Origin of the sequence: Veillonella criceti (genome assembly GCF_900460315.1) — a bacterium.
GTDB classification, from domain to species: Bacteria; Bacillota; Negativicutes; order Veillonellales; family Veillonellaceae; genus Veillonella_A; species Veillonella_A criceti.
Window position 1 is genome coordinate 722,743 of record NZ_UHIO01000001.1, and the last position, 20,753, is coordinate 743,495.

The following is a 20,753-nucleotide window of genomic DNA, read 5'->3' on the forward strand; positions in this document are numbered from 1 at the left end:
CTTCGCAAGGCTCTTTTTCCTTATTAAATATCCCAAAAAGCATACTATAACACTATTTCTCGACTAAATGATAACTATTTTGTAATAGCGTTTTAACTAATTCAATATTAACGGTTTGATCAAGAACAATGGTAATCCAATGTTTTTTATTCATGTGATACGCAGGAAATATATGCACATAATCAACTAAATCGGCAACAGTTTCAGGAAGTACTTTAACATTTAACACATCAATATAACCATCTCTATCCTTCACTAAATATTTATAAGGAATATTCATAAATAAACCATACCATTTCTTAGTGTGATTTGTTTTGAGGGTGCAATAAGAAGCAAATTTATCCCATGGTTCTTCGGGAATCGTCTGATATTGCTCATACACATATGTTAATAATTCTTTACGTCGATTAAACGAATCAAAGCTATGAGCTATAACCTCTTTGATTAGTTTATCAACATCAGCCCTTAATTTACCAATAAAAGCGCCTTCACTACTTGGCACATTAAATAATTCATATTCTATATGCTCTGGCTCCTCATAAATAGTCACTTTAAAACTTTTATTAGTTATCTCAAATTCAGCCTCTAGCGTGTCATGGCCTAACTCTTTAGTTAATCGATAACTTGTTCCAACTTTTTTAAATCCATATTCTAACGCTTTTGAAGTATTAAAAATATGTGTATTAAAGATTTCATTATAATACATATTAGCTAGCCTTCTTTACGCTTTTATTTACTTTTAACTTCACCAAGAATATCTCGCATTTGTGCCGTTCCAGCATTATCTTGTTGTTTCCACGTCAAGGCAACTACCGTAATTTTACCATTTTTTACAGATGCTACATCTGTTGGCGTTGCTTCTGGTTCAAACCCCAATTTACCACCAATCCAATAATATTTACGCCCTTTTCTATCTTCACGAGGATCAATAATATCATAGTATTGTTGTAACCCTTGGTCTAAAATTTCGCAATTGGACCAACCTACGGGCCCCTCTTTAGCAAAATTCATATTTAACAAACCACGATATTGTTGTTTTGCAAATACGGTTTCAACAAACTCACGAATAAATGGCATAATTTCAGCACTACGAGCCGGACTATATCGTTCTACCGATACAGCTAAGGCTGGTACATTATAGAACAGAGCTTCCATAGCAGCACTCACAGTACCAGAATATAAAGCATCAGAGCCTAAATTAAAGCCATTATTAACACCAGAAATTACTAAATCAGGCATATCATTCTTCAAAAAATGAGACAAAGCAAATTTCATACAATCAGTCGGTGTCCCTGTTACTGCAAAGCGTCTAGGATTGTCACTATCTTCTGAAAAACGTCGTAAACGTACAGGCATCTGAATCGTAATTGCATGCGATTTAGCACTTTGCTCAACTTCAGGTGCAATCACTGTTACTCGATGATGTTTAGCCAGTTCTGCACCCAAATCTAATATTCCCTTAGCCCATACACCGTCATCATTTGTTAATAAAATATGCATAGTCGTTTATAGATCCTTTCTTCTCACCATAAAACAGGCTATTCATTCTGTTTAGCTAATAGCCAGCCTATATTTTCATTACCAATCATCAAATAGATTAGTTAATATCGCTATATATCACACTATATATCATACATCACTACATATTATTATATATTAAAAAAGTGCCTATTTACTAGACACTTTTCTTATTATCACTTACTACCGTAATTGACAATTTATTTTTTTATTTTTTTATCCGCGTTCCCCATGCGGGTCAATTTAACTTCGCCTAAAGCAACCCCACGAGTATGTTCAGTATGCGCCCATACTTTATCGTGACGATTTAAATAGCCTAAAAAAGTAACCGGCACCCAACTATACATAAATAATGGATATACCAAATAATATAACCAAACTTTTGGTGGCACTTTAATGCTGGCCAATACAATTAAGGGGAATAAATACTGACCTATCCCTATAATTGTCCATACAGTAACTGGTAATATTTGATAAATAATATTCGTATATATCGGCACATATGCATTAATATAGGTCATAATCAAATAAAATGTAGATACTAATAAAAAGTATGGCTGACTAATTTGAATAATCCCATCTAAAATACGGAAGTTACCTTGCTTAATGCCTTCTACGAAAAGTTTAGGAATATAGCGTTCACCACAATCAAAATGACCTTGAGCCCAACGTTTTCGCTGACGCCACGATTGCATAAAACCTAGCGGTTTTTCATCATATACAATAGCATCGTGAGCCCAGGTTGTTTTAATACCATGGATTAGTAACTTCATGGAAAATTCCATATCTTCCGTTAAACAATTACAATCCCAACCGTAATTTTTAATAATATCTGTGCGGATACACATACCAGTACCACCTAGCGCGGTTGATAATCCTAGATTATATTTCGCTAAATGCCACATATGATTGACCTGCCAAAAAGCAATAGCAAATGTACCAGCTACCCATGTATCTGTTGGATTTTTAGCATTTAAATATCCTTGAATTACAGGTTCGCCTAACTCTAAGTGATGATTCATTTCCAACAAGAAATTAGGATGTACTAAATTATCGGCATCAAAAATTACAAAGGCATCATACTTGCGTTCCATTTCATAAATGCGATTAAACATCCATCCCATGGCATAGCCTTTACCCACTTCTTCAAGGTTCTCACGCTCATGAACCATAGCACCAGCTTCACGAGCAATCCGTGCTGTTTGATCTGTACAATTATCAGCTACTACAAAAATATCATATAGCTCATTAGGATAATCTAAAATTTTTAAATTCTCCACTAGCTGGCCTACAACGGCTTCTTCATTGTGAGCACATATAATAATGGCAAATGAGTTCTTAGGCGTATAATTCTTTTTTTCTTTCCTTCGCCACATTCCCGAAACTGCTAAAATAAAGTAATAAATCGTGTAAAACACAATAATTACCTGTAAGGGAATCATGATAAGGTCAAGAATATAATCCATTTACGTCCTTCACCTCTCACCGTTTTACAAGATTAATAATCGTATTACAAATACCAAATACAGCATATAAAGCAAAGATAAGCACAGGCCAACTATGCCAATCAAGAACTAGCGCAATAATCCCTAATAGAGCTACAATAGCCAAAGCTAACGTATTCACTGGATCCGCACCTTTACCTTTAAAATCTGGATGATGCACGCGGCTTACCATCAAATAGCCTACAATCACCATTAGGATCATCAACAACCACTCTGGTACACGAATACCAGACAATACATAAGTAGCCGCCATGCAACCCGCTGCTGGTATTGGTAATCCTAAGAAATATCCATGCACTTCATCAGTCATGATATTGAAACGAGCTAATCGGAAGGCACCTAATACAGAAAAAGCTAATAAAGGTACATAACCTAACCAACCCGTATGGCTCAATTGATACATATAGAGCATATAAGCTGGTGCTACACCAAAGCCGACTACATCAGCTAAGGAGTCTAATTCACGTCCCATTGGCCCTGATACGCCAAGCGCACGGGCTACACGACCATCACAACCATCAGCTAATAACGATAACAACACACAAATAGCTGCTAATGTAAATTCACCGTTAGCTGCCATAGTAATGCCTACGACGCCAAAGGATAAATTAGCAGCCGTAAACATATTTGGAAAAATTGATTTATCCATTATTTGGCAGCCTCCCAATAATTGATTCCCCACCACGTACATAATCGCCTTTTTTAACACAAATATCGACTGACTTAGGCACAAAAATTTCAGTACAAGACCCAAATTTTATCATCCCATATAGTTGACCTTTTGCCAACGTATGTCCTAAATCAGTCCACGATACAATACGACGGGCTAATAATCCTGCAATTTGTGTAACTAAAATTTCAATGCGTCCATTGTCAATACCAATGGAATGGCGTTCATTTTCATAGCCTACGGTCTTCTTGTAAGCTGGTAAAAATCCGCCACATGTATATTGTCGGAACGTAATTTTCCCTTCCATAGGTGCTCGATTTACATGCACGTCAAAAACAGATAAGAAAATCGTTACCTTTTTACATTCAGTATTTAAGAATAAATCTTCATATACTTCACTTACTTCCATAACTTTTCCATCCGCTGGTGATACCAATACATCAGGATCTGTCGGAATTTCACGTTTGGGATTTCTAAAAAAGAACGTAAAAAAGCAAGCGAGTATAAAGGGTATAATCGCCACATACGGAGATAAAAAATATCCCACTAAAATAGCTATCAGAAAGGTTACCCCAATGAAAGGATACCCATCTTTAACAATAAACCCTGTGGGCATCTCGCACCACCTCTCTATTTTTTTGCTTGTTTCACTGCCCACATAAATTTAGGCAATGCCATCATACGACCAAGACGCTGTGGCTGATTCAACAATCGATATAACCATTCCAATCGATTCCGTTGCATCCACTCAGGAGCCCGTTTTACCGTCCCTGCCATAACGTCAAAAGAACCACCTACACCAATGGCTACAACACCATCTAAATGAGATAGTTTTTCAGTAATCCACTTTTCTTGTTTAGGTACGCCTAAAGCAACTAATACAAGTTTAGTTTGACCAGCTTCAATCGCCTGAATAATATTTTTTTCCTCTTGGTCATCAAAAAAGCCGGAATGGATACCGACTACTTCTAATGGACCTACCTTAGCCTCCATATTTTTTACGGCTTGCTCAGCTACACCTGGCCCAGCCCCTAAAAAATACACAGGCGTTTTATGTTGTGCCGCTTTTTGTAATAAAGCAACCGCTAAATCACAACCAGCTACACGTTCCGGAATGTGCTGCCCTAATTGCTCGGCAGCCCATAATACCCCCGCTCCATCTGGAACGGCTAAATCTGCTTGTTTTAAAATGTCGTGCAACTCTTTATCATGTCGGGCTCGCATAACCATTTCAGCGTTAACCGTGACTACAGTATGTAGCCCCGGCTCAGAATATAAATCCTGTACACGCTGAATTGCTTCATTCATGGTTATAACATCAACCGGCACATTAAGAATGCTCAATTGATTACGCAAAACAAATACACCTCAATAATCAGCCGCTATAGTTAGGCGCTTCCACGGTAATACTTACATCATGTGGATGACTTTCCTTAAGCCCAGCAGCAGTAATTTGGATAAACTGAGTATCATTAATCATTTCTTGAATATTATGGCAACCACAATATCCCATGCTTGCTCGTAGACCACCTACCATTTGGAAGATAGTATCAGCTAACATACCTTTATAAGGTACACGGCCTTCAATGCCTTCTGGAACAAGCTTTTTAGCTTCAGTCTGGAAGTAACGATCTTTACTCCCTAATTTCATAGCCCCTAAGCTTCCCATACCACGGTATACTTTGTAGCTACGACCTTGGTAAATAACCGTTTCACCAGGACTTTCATCAGTACCAGCTAAAATATTCCCCATCATAACAACATTCGCACCAGCAGCAATCGCTTTAGCAATATCGCCAGAGTATTTAATCCCACCATCAGCAATAATTGGAATGTTATAGCGATGACCTACTGCTGCACATTCATAAACAGCAGTAATCTGTGGTACACCAATCCCAGCAATAACACGAGTCGTACAAATAGAACCAGGCCCAATCCCTACTTTAACCGCATCAGCACCAGCTTCAATCAAAGCCTCCGTGCCAGCTGCCGTCGCCACATTACCTGCAATGACTGGAATATGTGGATTCGCTGCTTTTAATTCCTTTAATGTACGTAATACACCGGCAGAATGTCCATGGGCTGTATCGACAATGATTACGTCAACTTTGGCAGCTACTAATGCATCCATACGGTCATACAAGTCTTTGCTTACCCCAACGGCAGCCCCAACAAGCAAGCGACCACTTGCATCTTTAGCTGAGTTAGGATATTTTGTAGCCTTTTCAATATCTTTAATTGTAATTAAGCCTTTTAAATTACCGGCCTCATCAACTAATGGTAATTTTTCAATTCGATGTTTACGCAAGATTGCTTTTGCATCTTCTAACGATGTTCCTACAGGCGCTGTCACAAGATTTTCTTTTGTCATTACTTCGCCAATAGGACGATTTAATTCATTTTCAAAACGCATATCACGGTTAGTAATAATACCTACTAATTTACCATTTTCTGTAATAGGTACACCTGAAATAGCATACTTGCGCATTAACTCTTCTGCATCCGACAATAAGTTTTGAGGACTTAAATAAATTGGATCAACGATGATACCATGTTCGGAACGTTTTACTTTATCCACCTCATGAGCCTGTTCTTCAATGGACATATTTTTGTGAATAACACCCATACCACCTTCACGGGCCATAGCAATCGCCATACGTGACTCGGTAACCGTATCCATACCGGAACTAATCATTGGAATATTGAGCTTAATATCACGAGTTAGGTTCGTAGTCAACTCTACTTGATTAGGCAACACATCTGATGCCGCTGGCACTAACAATACATCATCAAATGTTAACCCACGTAACCCAAACTTATCTTCTCTCATGGTAACTTCCTTTCTCCTTAATTTGCTTAATTGGTTCAGTCTACTTAGCAATCTGAAAACAAATTGACGTCTTAATCGTCACTACGCCAAAACTAGTAATGGGCTTATTTCTCAGAGCGCATTACGCCGGCTTCCATAAAATTATCTTTTTTCATATCTGTAAAAATAACTTTTACCGCTTCTTTAGGTACTTTAATAATGTCTACTGTTGCTTTAGTGATTACTTCGCCTAATTCTTTTTTCTGTTCAAAGGTACGACCTTCAACTAGCTCCACATGAATAATTGGCATTCTCTTCAACCTCCATCATCGAAATACGTGTATGTCTATAATAGATATAATACTTTATCTATTTAGACTTCTCTATCATATTATTTTACTACATAAGGCCTATTCTGTATATGCTAAAATAGAGTATTTTCTCAAATTATAAAAACTAAATGGTAATCATTTTTTACGCCCAAACTAGGCAGTTTCTTTAACTATAAATAATGCGTTGAAAACTCTCACCAAAACGACGCTTCAACTCTGGTTTCATTTGAGAAATCCCCTTATCAAAACCAACTTGGCCCAACCAACGCTTAGCGTCTTGGCGAGCAGCTACTAATAAGTCTATATCTTTTAAAATATTAGCAAGCCGTAAATCTGGTAAGCCGGATTGCGCTAAACCAAACAATTGCCCTGACCCACGGAGTAATAAATCTTGTTCTGCCACTATAAATCCATCCTGCGTTTCTGTCATAACCTGCAATCGTTGCCGGCTATCCTCACTGCGACTATCACTCACTAAAATACAATAAGACTGTGTATTGCCACGACCGACTCGACCACGCAACTGATGCAGTTGAGATAATCCAAACCGTTCCGCCCCTTCCACGCACATAATAGTCGCATTAGGCACATTGACACCAACTTCAATAACGGTTGTTGAAACCAATAACTTAGTTCGTCCTTTATAAAAATCTTCCATAACCGCTTCTTTATCGCTAGCACTCATACGTCCATGCACAAGCCCTACACCAAATTTGCGATTATATTTCTCAGCTAACTCTTCATATAATTGTTCCGCTGCTACTAAATCCAATTTTTCTGATTCTTCAACTAATGGACACACCACATACACCTGATGTCCAGCGGCCATTTCTTTTTCAAAAAATACATACAACCGTTCTTTATAGGTAGAATTTACAGCATACGTCAATACCGGTTTACGTCCTGGTGGCATTTCTTTAATTAAACTCACTTCCAAATCACCATAAATAGATAAAGTCATGGTTCGCGGAATCGGTGTTGCTGTCATAACTAACATATGCGAATTTGTGCCTTTACGCTGTAGTGTAGCACGCTGTTCAACACCAAAACGATGCTGTTCATCAACGATAACCAATGCTAACTTTTTAAATTGTACCGCTTCTTGTATAAGCGCATGCGTACCAATCACAATATCAATCGCGCCAGTGGCTAAGCCTTCATAAATTGCTTGCCGTTCAGCGGTCTTCGTAGAGCCCGTTAATAAAGCCATCTTCAAAGCCGGTATGGTACTAGTTTCTTCTTTTCCTATTGCCTCTGCAGCTACAGCTTGTAACCAGGGCTTCATAAGTTCCTGTAAGCTTTCATAATGCTGTTGCGCCAAAATTTCAGTAGGCGCCATAAGAGCCCCTTGGTAGCCATTTTCCACAACTTTAATTAACGCTAACGCTCCTACCACTGTTTTCCCTGACCCTACGTCCCCTTGCAAAAGCCGTCGCATCGGTCGCTCCGACTCCATATCAGTGGCAATTTCTTGAAAAGCTTTACTTTGATCACCAGTCAACTGAAAGGGTAACTGCTCTAAAAAATCGTGAACTAAATTACCAGAAGGCTGCATTTTAACACCTTCTTCGTCTTGCTCACGCGCTCTTAATAATAATAACCCCGCTTGCATAATAAATAATTCTTCATAAGCTAACTGTTTTCGCGCCATTTCATAACGCTCTACCGTCAAAGGACTATGCATTTCTTTAAACGCTTCATACCGTGACATAAAATTCTGTTCTTGACTCACGTGAGCCGGTAATAATTCTGGTAATGAATCATGCGACGCAAACCAATTAGTAATCGCCTGTCGGACCACAAATTGACTGACGCCTTCCACTAAAGGGTATACAGGCACAATGCCAGCTTCTGCCATCTGACCTTCACGAAGCATTTCTATATGAGGTGAATTCATCTGTAAGGAACCATAAGCAAATTCCACTTTTCCATATACATGAAGGCGTTGCCCTACTTTATAAAAATTCTTCTTATACCCTTGATTAAATAAAACTACCTTTAACCGTCCCGTAGTATCGCCAATGGTAATTTCTAAAATAGAAAGACCTCGCCTAGGTTTCTTCTCTTGTATATGTAAAACAGTACCTTCCGTAGCCCCAACAGCCCCTTGTTTCAAGGCCCCTATACAATAAGTGGCACTACGATCTTCATAGGTTCTTGGAAAATACGTCAACAGTGAGGATATATCGGTAATCCCTAATTTATTTAGTTGTTTAACGCGGCTAGGTCCTACACCCTTTATAGTTAATAACGATTCTTCCATGAACGTTTCAATACCTCCTAACTACAGCCTGTAAAAACACACCAATAGGTCTCAGCTAGCGCTTTGTAAAAGTGATTTCTAATCTTCAAATCTATGATATAATAATACTGTTAAGAAAGATAGTACGGCAATTTATAAGATTCGTCAACGAATTTAATTATGTACTTGCTTTATTCTGTCCCCTTGTGATAGAATACATATGTTATGTTGTAAATTATGCTTGGAGGTGGAAATTATGGCAAACCTTTGCGAAGTATGTGGCAAAACCACCGCTAGCGGTATGAACGTGAGTCACTCTCACATCCGCACGAAAAGGACCTGGAAGCCAAACATCCAGAGAGTACGAGCAATTGTAGACGGCGAAACCAAAAAGGTAAATGTATGCACTCGCTGCCTTCGTTCCGATAAAATTACACGCGCGTAAAAAATAAGAAGGTACATGTACTCTAAAGAAACTGCTATGACAAATGTCATGGCAGTTTTTTTATTACCCTATTTTAATTGGCTGGGTCCCAAATTCTCGGAATATATATTTCTTTAAATAGTTTTATAGCATACTGATCCGTTAAACCAGCTACATAATCTACAATATCTGTAAGTGAAATAATTCTATCCTCACCTCCCTGACGAACCACTTCATGGCGTAACAATTCAGGGTTTTCTAAATAATGTAAAAATAAATATTTCACTACATGGGCTGCCCGATTACGGTCAGGAATCAAAGTCGGTGCTTTATACACTTCCGTAAACATAAAGCGTCTAAACTCGTTCATTACATCGGTCACTTCAGCCGACATAAAAATCTCCGTTTTATCCATAGACTCACGCACCATATCCATGACCATAGTAGTTATCATCTGTGATGGCGTAGTCCCCAATACTTCGCGCACAGAACGGGGCAAATCCCCAATAGATAACATGCCCGCTCGTTGTGCATCATCAAAATCATGGCACAAATACGCAATACGATCCGCTAATCGAATAATCTGACCTTCCATAGTGACCGGTTTATGAGCCCCTGTATGCCCAAGAATGCCATCCCGCACTTCTTTCGTTAAATTAAGTCCTTGTCCATCCTTTTCAAGTACTTCCAACGTACGCAAACTTTGCTCATTGTGGTTAAAATGCCCCACCAAATCACGCAAGGCATATTCTCCTACATGACCAAAAGGGGTATGCCCCACATCATGGCCCATAGCAATCGCTTCTACTAAATCTTCATTAAGTCGTAATGCACGCGCCACCGTACGACCAATTTGACCTACTTCTAGCGTATGAGTCATGCGTGTTCGATAGTGATCTCCTGGCGCAATATATACCTGTGTTTTATGCTTTAAACGACGAAAACATTTGCTGTGTATAATGCGATCTCGATCGCGTTGAAACGCTGTCCGTAAAGGATCAGGTGCTTCCTCACGATCTCGTCGAGCCGTACGACTCTTAGTCGCCTGTGGCGATAATATCAAATCTTCTCTAGCTTCAATTTCTTCTCGTATCGTCATATAAGCCTCCTAGCGGCCTTGTTCTTGTTGTTTATTCCGTTCAATAATCTGCATTACAAAAGAAGCCGTTTCTTCAATTGACTTATTGGATACATCAAGTACTGGGCAATGAACGCGACGCATAACCGCTTTTGCATACGCCAATTCTTCTTCAATACGTGCCACCGTTGCATAATTAGCTTCGCCATCTAGCCCCATTGTACGTAAACGTTCGCTACGAATATTATTTAATTTATAAGGATCAATAATAAGACCTACGACCTTTTTAGGCGGAATCTTAAATAACTCTTCTGGTAATGGCACTTCAGGAACTAAAGGCAAATTAGCCGCCTTTATTTTTTTATAGGCTAAAAACATAGATAATGGCGTTTTACTCGTTCGTGAAACACCAATAATAACAATATCTGCTTTTTCAAAGCCTGACGGATTTTTACCATCATCATATTTAACAGCAAATTCAATGGCTTCTACTTTTTTAAAGTACTCCTGGTCTAACTTGTGAATCATACCTGCCGTTAAACGAGGCCGTGTATCGGCTACGCTCCCTACCGCATCTAGTACAGGTCCCATAATATCTACAGCCTTAACATTTTGTTTTTGTGCTTCATTATGTAAATAACGTCGTAAGGTAGGCGATACAATGGTATGACAAATAATATGCTTCCCACGAGCCGCTTCCTTCACGACATCATCAATCTGTGTTTCTTGACTAATATAGGGAATGCGAATAATATCTATATTCTCTTTATCAAACTGACTCGCTGTTGCCCTTGCTACCGATTCTGCTGTTTCACCTAACGAATCTGAAATTGCAAAAATAATTTTATTTTCTTCCATGCCACACCTCAATTATGACAATTTACCCAATATACATTTATTATACAATGCTTGCTCACTACTATGCACGTAAAAATTAAGTAATCTATTTCACACCACAATCTAAAAATAATTTAGTCACTGTAGTTTTGGATATACGACCTAATACTTTATAGCGACGACGAGTCCCCTCTGTCTGTAACTCTACTACAGGCAGACAATCCACCTCATAATCAATCATCCGCTGTGCCGCTTCGACTACACTATCTTCTACATGACACGAAATCATTTTACTCACTGGTGTCATAATCATAGAAATAGGCATTGTTTTCGGATCATTCTGGCCAATAGCCGCCCGCAATAAATCTTTTCGTGAAACCAGCCCTAATAAAAAACCATCATCACAAACTAACACAGTCCCTACGTCTTCAGTAAACATAGTAACAATAGTATCGTATAAATTAGTGTCTGCCGTTACTGCCACAGCCTGCGCCATCACTTGGCCAACTGTAAATTGGCGAATTTCATTCGCTACAGGGCTGACACCTTGTTGGCCAATATAATAATATCCTACTTTAGGACGTGCATCCAAAAGTCCCATCATAGTAAGCACCGTTAAATCAGAGCGCAAAGCCGACCGCGTTAACGATAATTTAGCAGCAATCGCTTTACCTGTAATAGGGCCTTCATCCTTTACAATATTAACAATTGTATCTTGCCGTTCTGTTAATTGCAAAGTGTACCCTCCTTTCCAAATTGATGTTGAATGCAATGATAGGTCAAATTATGTTCTCTATAAAAAACAGGAGGCTAAGTAGCCTCCTGTTTCTTTAACATAGTATTACCACTCTAATTCATTGCCAAGAGTGCGACCGCGACCAGTCACAGCGTCAAGCATAATACGTTGTTCTAACTGAGCCACCATTTTCTTCGTAGCTTTTACAGCATCTGGATTAACAGAGATAGAATCAATACCACTGCGTACTAAGAATTCACAGAAATCTGGATATACGCTCGGTGCTTGACCACAAATGGATACCGTTTTACCATCGCGATGTGCTACTTCAATTAAATGATGAATAGCACGACGAATAGCTAAATTACGTTCATCATAAATATGTTGTACCGTTTCATTATCACGGTCACAACCAAGAATTAACATCGTCAAGTCATTGGATCCGATGGAATAACCATCAACATATTGATTAAATTGATCTGCCAAAATAATATTAGCAGGAATTTCAGCCATAAGCCAAATCTTGAAGTCAGCACTACGAGCCAAGCCATTTTCAGCCATAATGCGCGTCACTTCTGCCGCTTCTTTTACTGTACGACAGAACGGAATCATAACTTGTAAATTTTTGAAACCATATTCTTCACGCACTTTACGAATAGCTGCTAATTCTAATTGGAAAGCCGGTGCGTATTTAGGGTCATAGTAACGAGATGCCCCACGCCAGCCAAGTAACGCACTAGATTCATGTGGTTCGTGTTTGTCACCACCATTTAAATCACGATATTCGCTAGATTTAAAATCACTTAAACGAAGTACAACTTGACGAGGTGCCAACGCCTGACATACTTTACGCATGCCTTCTGCTAATGTATCAATAGCAAATTGGCTACGACCCGTTTCAATTAAATGCAATGGATGTTCATGAATGAACGTGGTCCAAATAAATTCTTCACGCATTAAGCCAATACCATCACATGGTAATACACCATATTTTTCAGCCAAATCAGGATCGCCAAGGTTCATATACACTTTAGTGCCGGTAACTGGAATATATTCACTGACTACTTGACTAGTTGCTTCTTCTTTAGGTTTTACTGCATCTTCTAAAATGCCGTCATATACAATACCATTAGTCGCATCAACTGTAATCATCTGCCCATCAGCAATACGGTTTGTAGCTTCTTCACTACGACTCTTAGTCCCTACAATACAAGGAATCCCTAATTCACGACTAACGATAGAAGCATGGCAAGTCATACCACCTGCATCAGTAACGATAGCTTTTGCTTTTTTCATAGCTGGCACCCAGTCTGGTGCAGTCATTGTCGTAACAAGAATTTCCCCTTCTTTGAAACTATCAATATCAGCTGGATCTAAAATGACATGTGCTTTGCCAGCTGCTTTACCAGGACTCGCTGGTAACCCTTTGACTACAATATCACGAGATGTAGTTGTCTGTACCGCTTCAGTAGCCGGTTTTTCTTCTTTATTTTTACGAGACCAAACCGTTTCAGGGCGTGCTTGAAGAATCCAAATCTTATTATCTCGTTCGTCAACGCCCCATTCCATATCCATATAGCAACCATAATGCTTTTCAATGGCTTTAGCATAAGTGGCTAATTCAAGGACTTGTTCATCCGTAATAACTTGTGTTTTGGCTTTTTCTTCTGGAATTACAATTTCTGCACAATCGCCATCAGGATTACGAACAAGGGCAATATTTTTATCGTTAATCATACGATTTTCGATTTTCATCTCTTTTTTATTAACGGTGAAGTTATCTGGTGTAACCGTCCCTTGTACTACATATTCACCAAGACCCCAAGAGCCTTCAATTAAAATGCTTTCATCATTACCAGTCACAAGGTCAACCGTAAACATAACGCCAGCTGCTTTAGAGAATACCATCATCTGAATAGCCGCACTCAAAGCTACAGTCATGTGATCAAAGCCTTGTTTTACACGATAATATGTGGCACGATCTGTAAAAGTAGAGGCATAACATTCTTTAACTTTTTGGATGATGACATCGGCTCCACGAACATTTAAATATGTATCTTGCTGACCGGCAAAACTTGCATCAGGTAAATCTTCAGCAGTAGCACTAGAACGAACAGCTACAAATGGATTTTCTTCTTTAACTTTTTCACCTAATTCAGCATACGCTTTTTCAATGGCTTCTGCTAATTCCTGTGGCATTTCTGCATCGCAAATCAATTTACGAATATTAGCACAGATTTCACGAAGTAAGGCTGAATTTTCTACATCGTCCAATTTATCAAGTTCTGCTTTAATTTTGTCTTCTAACCCAGTGCGTTCCATAAAGAACCGATAACCATGAGCAGTTGTAGCAAAACCGTATGGTACAGGTACATTTGTGGAGGAAGTCATTTCCCCTAACGAAGAAGATTTACCGCCTACTAAGGCTACATCTTCACGCTTTAATTCATCAAACCAAAGTACATATGCATTTTCACGATTCATTATATGAAACCTCCTGAAGAAAAGAAATACATCAATATAGGTAAATAGTACAACACATTTAATAGAATGTCAATCAATTTTTGCATCTCATAGACGATTAATACTCTAATTATATGAAAAAGAAGAGTTGATAGCTATCAACTCTTCTTTTGTTTTCTATATAGTGCAGCATATTTAAACTATTAAATAGTGCAACACATTTAATTACAATAAAACTACAATATAATTATAATTCTATCCTACTTGTTAGTTAAACTTAATTTTAATAAATTTACGTTTACCAACTTGAAGTACCATATCTTCAGCGAGTTCAATATTTTCATCACTACATTTTTCGCCATTAATCTTAAAGGCACCCGCTTTAATCGAACGGCGAGCTTCACTATTACTAGCTGTTAACCCTGCATCCGTTAATAATTGTGGTACATATACCGATTCTGCTGGCTTAGCAATAGCATATTCAGGAATATCAGAAGGCAAATCATGTTTCTGGAACACACGAATGAACTGTTCTTGTGCTTCATCAGCTGCCGCTTCCCCATGGTACAAACGAACAATAGTATGAGCCAACTTCATCTTTGTATCTCGTGGATGAGCTGTGCCAGCTTCTAAGGCTTTCCCTAATTCTTCTTGTTCTTCAATAGACATATCCGTAACAAGCATGAAATAACGCATCATAAGCTCATCAGGAATTGACATAGCCTTGCCATACATTTCAGTAGGGGCTTCACTAATCCCAATATAGTTCCCCAAAGATTTACTCATCTTCTGAACACCATCAAGACCTTCCAAAATTGGCATTGTAATAATCGTCTGTGGCGCTTGGCCATATTCTTCTTGCAAATGACGTCCCATTAATAAGTTAAAGGTCTGATCAGTACCACCAAATTCAATATCCGCTTCTAACGCTACAGAATCATAACCTTGCATCAAAGGATACATAAATTCATGAACCCCAATCGGGCGCCCTTCTGTATAACGTTTCTGAAAATCATCACGTTCTAGCATACGAGCCACTGTATATTTAGCCGATAGTTTCAACACATCTTCAAACGATAATTTACTAAGCCATTCGCTGTTATATACAACTTTTGTTTTTGACTCATCAAGCACTTTAAAAATCTGTTCTTTATACGTTTTAGCATTATGAGCTACTGCTGCTTCATCAAGAGGAGGACGCGTTACACTTTTACCAGTAGGATCGCCAATACGAGCTGTGAAATCGCCAATCAAGATAATAATCTGATGTCCTAAATCCTGAAACGTTTTTAATTTACGCAACACCACCGTATGTCCTAAATGAATATCTGGTGCCGTTGGATCAAGGCCCAATTTAATCTTTAGCGGTTTATTTTCAGCAATTGATTTTGCCAACTTTTTCTTAAAATCTTCTTCTGGAAGTAAATTCTCCACGCCATGTTTAATAAGACGTAATTGTTCTTCCAATGTTTTCATCAATCTTCCTCCTCTATAACTGCCAGGTTTAATTATAGCCAAAGTAGCTACTCGCCCTTACTTTCTTTTGATGATTTTTTAGCAGGCGATTTAGCCGGTTCTTCTTTAGCCTCATCATCTCCTGAACTATCCTCACTGATAGCCTCATCCTTACCATCTTTATCGTCTTTTTTAACTTTGTCTTTATCTTTGTCTTTTGGTTCTTCCTTCTTAGGTGGTGGCGCATAGCCTTGATTAGCTATAGCAGCTGCTCCCGGCGGCACATTAAAGTCACTAGCCGGAATATCCATAGCCGTTAATGCTTCAGACATAAAATCACGCCAAATAACAGCCGGTACAGTACCACCTGTAATTTCATTCAACGTTTCCACGCCATAATCATCGCCCATCCAAACTGCGGCCACTAAATCAGGTGTGTAGCCAACAAACCAAGCATCTTTAGATTCATCTGTTGTCCCTGTCTTACCTGCTGCTGGTCGTCCAATAGAGGCACCGCCACCAGTACCACCCGACATTACAGACTCTAGCATATTAGTAATAACATATGCATCTTTAGCATCAACGACACGTTTTTCTTCCGTGCTATTTTCTTCCACTACCTGCCCATTGCGATCAACAATCTTAGTAATAGCCACTGGTTTTACTTTTATACCACCATTAGCCAAAGTGCCATAGGCAACAGCCATATCAATTGGTTTAACCCCTTGTGTTAAACCACCTAACGCAACGGCTAAGTTGTAGTCATTATTGTCACCATCTTTAACTAAGGTAGAAATACCCAATTCTGATGCCAAATTGATAACCTTATTCATCCCTACTTTATCAGCTAATTGTACTGCAATTGTATTAACAGAATGTTGTAATGCATACCGCAATGTCATAGTGCCAGAATAAGTGCCTTCATAGTTTTTAGGACTCCAACCATTAAAATCAATCTTTTTATCTTCCATGGTAGATCCTGGTGTCATACCATCTTGAATCGCCGCTAAATAAACAAACGGTTTAAAGGCTGACCCTGGCTGACGCTCTGCTAATACGGCACGATTAAAGGAATCATCACCTCGACCACCTACCATAGCCACAATGTAACCATTATGAGGGTTAATAGCCACTAACGCACCCTGAGGTTGTTGTAAACCATTAGAATCCGTATAGAAGTCAGGTAAATTATGCATTGCTTTAATAGCAGCTTCCTGTGCCTTCATATCAATAGTAGTATAAACTTTCAACCCATCTTTATAAATAGCATCATCACCATATTTTTCAGCAATTTCTGAAATAACATAATCAATGAAATAAGATGCACTATTATCACTATGAGCCACATCAGCTTTTTCTCTAAGACCTAAGTCTGCTTCCTTAGACTGATCAGCTGTTGCTTGATCTATATACTCATATTTTGCCATCTGATTCAAAACCGTAGCCTGTCGTGCTTTACCCGCTTTTAAATTCGTCAATGGCGAATAGTAGTTAGGACTTTGTGGCAAACCTGCCAACATAGCACATTGTGCTAAATCTAAATCTTGAACATTTTTACCAAAATATACATGGGCCGCTGCTTGTACACCATACGCACCTTGACCAAAGTAAATTTGATTTAAATACATTTCTAAAATTTCTTGTTTAGTATAGTACTGTTCTATGCGCAAAGCTAACATAGCTTCCATAATTTTACGTTTAAGGGTACGATCTTGTGTTAAAAAGGCATTACGCGCTAACTGTTGCGTAATCGTACTGCCCCCTTCAGCCACACCATCATGTGCAATATTTACCCAAATAGCCCGCAAAATACCAATAGGGTCAATCCCATGGTGGCTATAGAACCGCACATCTTCGGTTGCAATAAATGCGTTTTGTAAGTTCTTTGGTACCTGCGACAACTTAACTGGCAATCGATTTTCCGTAGCATGTACAGTTGTAATCAAATTACCATGTACGTCATAAATCTGTGAAGACGCCGCTGGCTTTACATTAGAAACTTCTGGTAAATCTGACATAGTGGCCCCAATAAAGCCACAACCAGCTCCTGCAATAATTAAAAACAATAAAATGCCCACAATCCATAGGAAGCGACGGATTGGTGACTTCTTCTTCGGTGTTTTAACCGAGGTTGTTCTACTTTTAACTTGTCGCCCTCTTTGGGACGAGCGTTGTAAACTCATACGACACCTCTCATTACGAATAATAAGTCATATAGCTTATTATATCATACCTATGCCACATATGGTATCATCTTACGACATAGAAATAAACCGCCTAAAGTTCATCTCTTTCCTTTGATTATCTTTATTTTAAATATACCAAAGTAGCGCCCGCACCGCCTTCATCATAACCAGCAATTTCATAGCGACTAATATGCGGTAATGTCTTTAAATACTGATGAATCCCTGCTCGTAAAGCACCGGTTCCTTTACCATGAACAATACGAACTGGCGAAATACCAGCCATCAAGGCCTGATCTATAAAATGACCTACATTTTGATTGGCTTCATCTACAGTTTGACCGATAACATTAAGTTCAGTAGTAGCATGCTTTTGTCGCTCTACGGCCGATCCACCCGCCCGTTTCCGTGACTTAGGTTGTACTGCTTCTTGTTTACGTCGTAAATTATTCATTTCTTCGCGGCTAGCTAACGCTAAATCAGCCACTTTTACATTAGCAGAGAGCCCATTTACAGAGACTTGAATTCGCTTTCCTTGAATAGCTTCAACAGTGCCTACTGCATTTAGGGAGGTCACAAACACTGTTTGTCCTGTCCGTAATTCGTTCACATTCACTGGTGTTCGTGTTTCTTGCTCTAATTCAGGCACCTGTACGCCTGAAATATTTTTACGCGCTTGTGTAATCGCCTCTTGTCGCTTTGTTTTATTCGTTTCAGAGAACTGTGATTTTAATTCTTTAATAATCTGCTCCCCTTCTACACGAATAGCCTGCTTTAACTGCTGCGCTTCAGCTTGCGCTTTACTTAGAATCTGCTTACGCCGCTCGTTAAGTTGTTTCTTTTCACGGTCTGCTTGCGTACGCATACGCCGAGCTTCATCTAATTCTTTCTTAAGGGCGCGCTCCTTCGCTTGATTCTTTCGAAGTTGTTCATTAAGATCACTCAATACTTCTTCCATATCACGATGATCAGAGCCTTCTCGGTGTTGTTTTGCATAGTCAATAACCTCACGTGGTACCCCTAATCGAGCGGCAATGCTTAGGGCATGACTACTACCAGCCACACCAATATGAAGACGATAGGTTGGTCGTAAAGTCCGTTCATCAAATTCTACATGACCATTTTCAATGCCTTCGGTATTATAGGCATATCGTTTCAATTCATTATAATGGGTGCTCACCATCATAAGAGGACCCCGTTTGCGGAAATATTCGAGTAGAGCAACTGCTAAGGCACTCCCTTCTTCTGGATCCGTGCCTGACCCTAATTCATCAAGAAGCACTAAATCTTTAGCACCTGCTACTTTTAAAATCCGCACTACTTGTGTCATGTGCGCAGAAAAAGTACTAAGACTCGCCTCAATACTCTGTTCATCACCAATATCTGCGTAAATATTATTGAAAATCGGTAATACCGAACCTGTATCAGCTGGGATATGAAGACCTGCTTGATGCATCAAACTTAACAAACCTAATGTCTTCATAGCCACTGTTTTACCACCAGTATTAGAACCTGTAATGAGTAAAATACGATAGGTAGTACCTAATGTAATCGTTGTTGGCACCACTACATTAGCAGGAATTAAAGGATGGCGTGCATTCATGAGTTTCACTTCACGAGCACCACTAATAATAGCAGGTGTTGCTTTCATTGCAATCGCAAGAGCTGCTTTACCATACACAAATTCCACATGAGATACTCGCTCGCACGCATCCATTAAGGTATTGCTATCCTTGCGTACAGCTAACGATAAATCCTTATAAATACGGCGCACTTCTTCTTCTTCCGCTAGCATAGCTTCTTGTAGATCATTATTTAAGTTAACTAGACGCATTGGTTCAATGTAAAGCGTAGCGCCCGTTGCCGATCTATCATGAATTAAGCCTTCAAAGGCATACCGATATTCTTGTTTTACAGGGATTACATATCGATTATTACGTTGCGTAACCAAGGCTTCCTGAAAATATTTCTGATTATCCGGATCATGAATAATCGCCTGAATATCAGATTTAATCCGGTCTTTAGTCCGTACAATTGTAGAACGCAAATGCTGTAACTTAGGGGATGCTGAATCCATAAGATTCCCCTTTTTATCAAATACACGCTCAAATTTACGTTCCAACCCGTCATGCCGAGGCATATCTTGAATCCACAAAGAAAGCAATGGATACGATGTGTATTTACTGTGAAAGAAACTATACATCCGTTTATACGCACTTAAGGTCGTATAAATATCCCACAACTCATCATGCGTTAAAATAATTTCTTTACGACTCTTAGAACAAGCCTCACGAATATCTCGCGTGCCGCCAATAGGTTGTTCAATTTCCATCTGCATAGAATTAACAGCCTCTACCGTTTCATCTAATGCCGTTTTTATAGCAATCGGGTCAGTTAGGGGGGTAAGCTCACTGGCTAATTCTTTAGCAATGCGTGATGAACACACCTCGGCTAACCGTTCCCGAATTACATCAAAATCTAACAGTTTTTCACTGTTCATA

Annotated in this window: 17 protein-coding genes; 1 reads left to right on the top strand and 16 read right to left on the bottom strand. The window is 39.0% G+C overall.

Features of this window, described 5'->3' with window-relative positions; genetic code table 11:
• Positions 1-52: 52 nt before the first annotated feature.
• The 9 genes from DYE54_RS03285 to recG form a co-directional block, all read right to left on the bottom strand.
• Complete coding sequence (locus DYE54_RS03285) at positions 53-706, bottom strand: MmcQ/YjbR family DNA-binding protein (RefSeq protein WP_115309897.1); 654 nt, start codon at positions 704-706, stop codon at positions 53-55.
• A gap of 23 nt (positions 707-729) precedes the next feature.
• Positions 730-1,500, bottom strand: coding sequence for a 5'/3'-nucleotidase SurE (gene surE, locus DYE54_RS03290; protein WP_115309898.1), 771 nt, complete (start codon positions 1,498-1,500; stop codon positions 730-732).
• A gap of 218 nt (positions 1,501-1,718) precedes the next feature.
• Positions 1,719-2,984 carry a glycosyltransferase family 2 protein gene (locus tag DYE54_RS03295; protein ID WP_115309899.1) on the bottom strand — a complete coding sequence of 422 codons (1,266 nt, stop codon included), beginning with the start codon at positions 2,982-2,984 and terminating at the stop codon, positions 1,719-1,721.
• A gap of 16 nt (positions 2,985-3,000) precedes the next feature.
• Positions 3,001-3,672, bottom strand: coding sequence for a CDP-diacylglycerol--serine O-phosphatidyltransferase (pssA, locus tag DYE54_RS03300; protein ID WP_115309900.1), 672 nt, complete (start codon positions 3,670-3,672; stop codon positions 3,001-3,003).
• Positions 3,665-4,309 carry a phosphatidylserine decarboxylase family protein gene (locus DYE54_RS03305; protein ID WP_115309901.1) on the bottom strand — a complete coding sequence of 215 codons (645 nt, stop codon included), beginning with the start codon at positions 4,307-4,309 and terminating at the stop codon, positions 3,665-3,667. The genes pssA and DYE54_RS03305 overlap by 8 nt, the downstream gene beginning before the upstream one ends.
• Positions 4,310-4,323: 14 nt before the next feature.
• Complete coding sequence (locus DYE54_RS03310) at positions 4,324-5,049, bottom strand: WecB/TagA/CpsF family glycosyltransferase (protein ID WP_115309902.1); 726 nt, start codon at positions 5,047-5,049, stop codon at positions 4,324-4,326.
• A gap of 19 nt (positions 5,050-5,068) precedes the next feature.
• Positions 5,069-6,523 (bottom strand): IMP dehydrogenase, encoded by a 1,455-nt coding sequence (guaB, locus tag DYE54_RS03315; RefSeq protein WP_115309903.1) that lies wholly within the window; start codon positions 6,521-6,523, stop codon positions 5,069-5,071.
• 104 nt (positions 6,524-6,627) lie between these two features.
• Entirely contained in the window at positions 6,628-6,813 is a 186-nt protein-coding gene (locus tag DYE54_RS03320) for a 4-oxalocrotonate tautomerase (protein WP_115309904.1), read from the bottom strand.
• A 187-nt stretch (positions 6,814-7,000) separates the two neighbouring features.
• Complete coding sequence (recG, locus tag DYE54_RS03325) at positions 7,001-9,097, bottom strand: ATP-dependent DNA helicase RecG (protein ID WP_115309905.1); 2,097 nt, start codon at positions 9,095-9,097, stop codon at positions 7,001-7,003.
• A 235-nt stretch (positions 9,098-9,332) separates the two neighbouring features.
• On the opposite strand from recG, the gene rpmB reads away from it, so the two are divergent.
• On the top strand, positions 9,333-9,521 hold the full coding sequence (gene rpmB, locus DYE54_RS03330; protein ID WP_006556543.1) for a 50S ribosomal protein L28: 189 nt from the start codon (positions 9,333-9,335) through the stop codon (positions 9,519-9,521).
• A 73-nt stretch (positions 9,522-9,594) separates the two neighbouring features.
• Here the strand turns inward: rpmB and DYE54_RS03335 are convergent, their stop codons facing one another.
• The 7 genes from DYE54_RS03335 to DYE54_RS03365 all read right to left on the bottom strand — a co-directional run bounded on the left by DYE54_RS03335 (position 9,595) and on the right by DYE54_RS03365 (position 20,752).
• Positions 9,595-10,599, bottom strand: a complete 1,005-nt coding sequence (locus DYE54_RS03335; RefSeq protein WP_115309906.1) for a deoxyguanosinetriphosphate triphosphohydrolase — start codon at positions 10,597-10,599, stop codon at positions 9,595-9,597.
• Positions 10,600-10,608: 9 nt separating this feature from the next.
• Positions 10,609-11,436 (bottom strand): pyruvate, water dikinase regulatory protein, encoded by an 828-nt coding sequence (locus DYE54_RS03340; protein ID WP_115309907.1) that lies wholly within the window; start codon positions 11,434-11,436, stop codon positions 10,609-10,611.
• An 85-nt stretch (positions 11,437-11,521) separates the two neighbouring features.
• The gene (locus tag DYE54_RS03345) at positions 11,522-12,151 is read right to left on the bottom strand and encodes a CBS domain-containing protein (protein WP_115309908.1); all 630 of its coding nucleotides are present in this window, start codon (positions 12,149-12,151) and stop codon (positions 11,522-11,524) included.
• A gap of 105 nt (positions 12,152-12,256) precedes the next feature.
• Positions 12,257-14,635, bottom strand: a complete 2,379-nt coding sequence (ppsA, locus tag DYE54_RS03350) for a phosphoenolpyruvate synthase (protein ID WP_115309909.1) — start codon at positions 14,633-14,635, stop codon at positions 12,257-12,259.
• A 246-nt stretch (positions 14,636-14,881) separates the two neighbouring features.
• Positions 14,882-16,090, bottom strand: a complete 1,209-nt coding sequence (gene tyrS / locus DYE54_RS03355) for a tyrosine--tRNA ligase (protein ID WP_115309910.1) — start codon at positions 16,088-16,090, stop codon at positions 14,882-14,884.
• A 47-nt stretch (positions 16,091-16,137) separates the two neighbouring features.
• On the bottom strand, positions 16,138-18,252 hold the full coding sequence (locus tag DYE54_RS03360) for a transglycosylase domain-containing protein (RefSeq protein WP_115309911.1): 2,115 nt from the start codon (positions 18,250-18,252) through the stop codon (positions 16,138-16,140).
• 124 nt (positions 18,253-18,376) lie between these two features.
• Positions 18,377-20,752 carry an endonuclease MutS2 gene (locus DYE54_RS03365; RefSeq protein WP_115309912.1) on the bottom strand — a complete coding sequence of 792 codons (2,376 nt, stop codon included), beginning with the start codon at positions 20,750-20,752 and terminating at the stop codon, positions 18,377-18,379.
• Position 20,753: the final 1 nt, after the last annotated feature.

Coding starts and splice junctions, on each gene's coding strand:
- guaB (WP_115309903.1), bottom strand. CDS start 6,523: ATGAGAGAAGATAAGTTTGGGTTACGTGGGTTAACATTTGATGATGTA.
- DYE54_RS03335 (WP_115309906.1), bottom strand. CDS start 10,599: ATGACGATACGAGAAGAAATTGAAGCTAGAGAAGATTTGATATTATCG.
- rpmB (WP_006556543.1), top strand. CDS start 9,333: ATGGCAAACCTTTGCGAAGTATGTGGCAAAACCACCGCTAGCGGTATG.
- tyrS (WP_115309910.1), bottom strand. CDS start 16,090: ATGAAAACATTGGAAGAACAATTACGTCTTATTAAACATGGCGTGGAG.
- surE (WP_115309898.1), bottom strand. CDS start 1,500: ATGCATATTTTATTAACAAATGATGACGGTGTATGGGCTAAGGGAATA.
- DYE54_RS03320 (WP_115309904.1), bottom strand. CDS start 6,813: ATGCCAATTATTCATGTGGAGCTAGTTGAAGGTCGTACCTTTGAACAG.
- DYE54_RS03340 (WP_115309907.1), bottom strand. CDS start 11,436: ATGGAAGAAAATAAAATTATTTTTGCAATTTCAGATTCGTTAGGTGAA.
- DYE54_RS03365 (WP_115309912.1), bottom strand. CDS start 20,752: ATGAACAGTGAAAAACTGTTAGATTTTGATGTAATTCGGGAACGGTTA.
- DYE54_RS03305 (WP_115309901.1), bottom strand. CDS start 4,309: ATGCCCACAGGGTTTATTGTTAAAGATGGGTATCCTTTCATTGGGGTA.
- pssA (WP_115309900.1), bottom strand. CDS start 3,672: ATGGATAAATCAATTTTTCCAAATATGTTTACGGCTGCTAATTTATCC.
- DYE54_RS03360 (WP_115309911.1), bottom strand. CDS start 18,252: ATGAGTTTACAACGCTCGTCCCAAAGAGGGCGACAAGTTAAAAGTAGA.
- recG (WP_115309905.1), bottom strand. CDS start 9,097: ATGGAAGAATCGTTATTAACTATAAAGGGTGTAGGACCTAGCCGCGTT.
- ppsA (WP_115309909.1), bottom strand. CDS start 14,635: ATGAATCGTGAAAATGCATATGTACTTTGGTTTGATGAATTAAAGCGT.
- DYE54_RS03285 (WP_115309897.1), bottom strand. CDS start 706: ATGTATTATAATGAAATCTTTAATACACATATTTTTAATACTTCAAAA.
- DYE54_RS03295 (WP_115309899.1), bottom strand. CDS start 2,984: ATGGATTATATTCTTGACCTTATCATGATTCCCTTACAGGTAATTATT.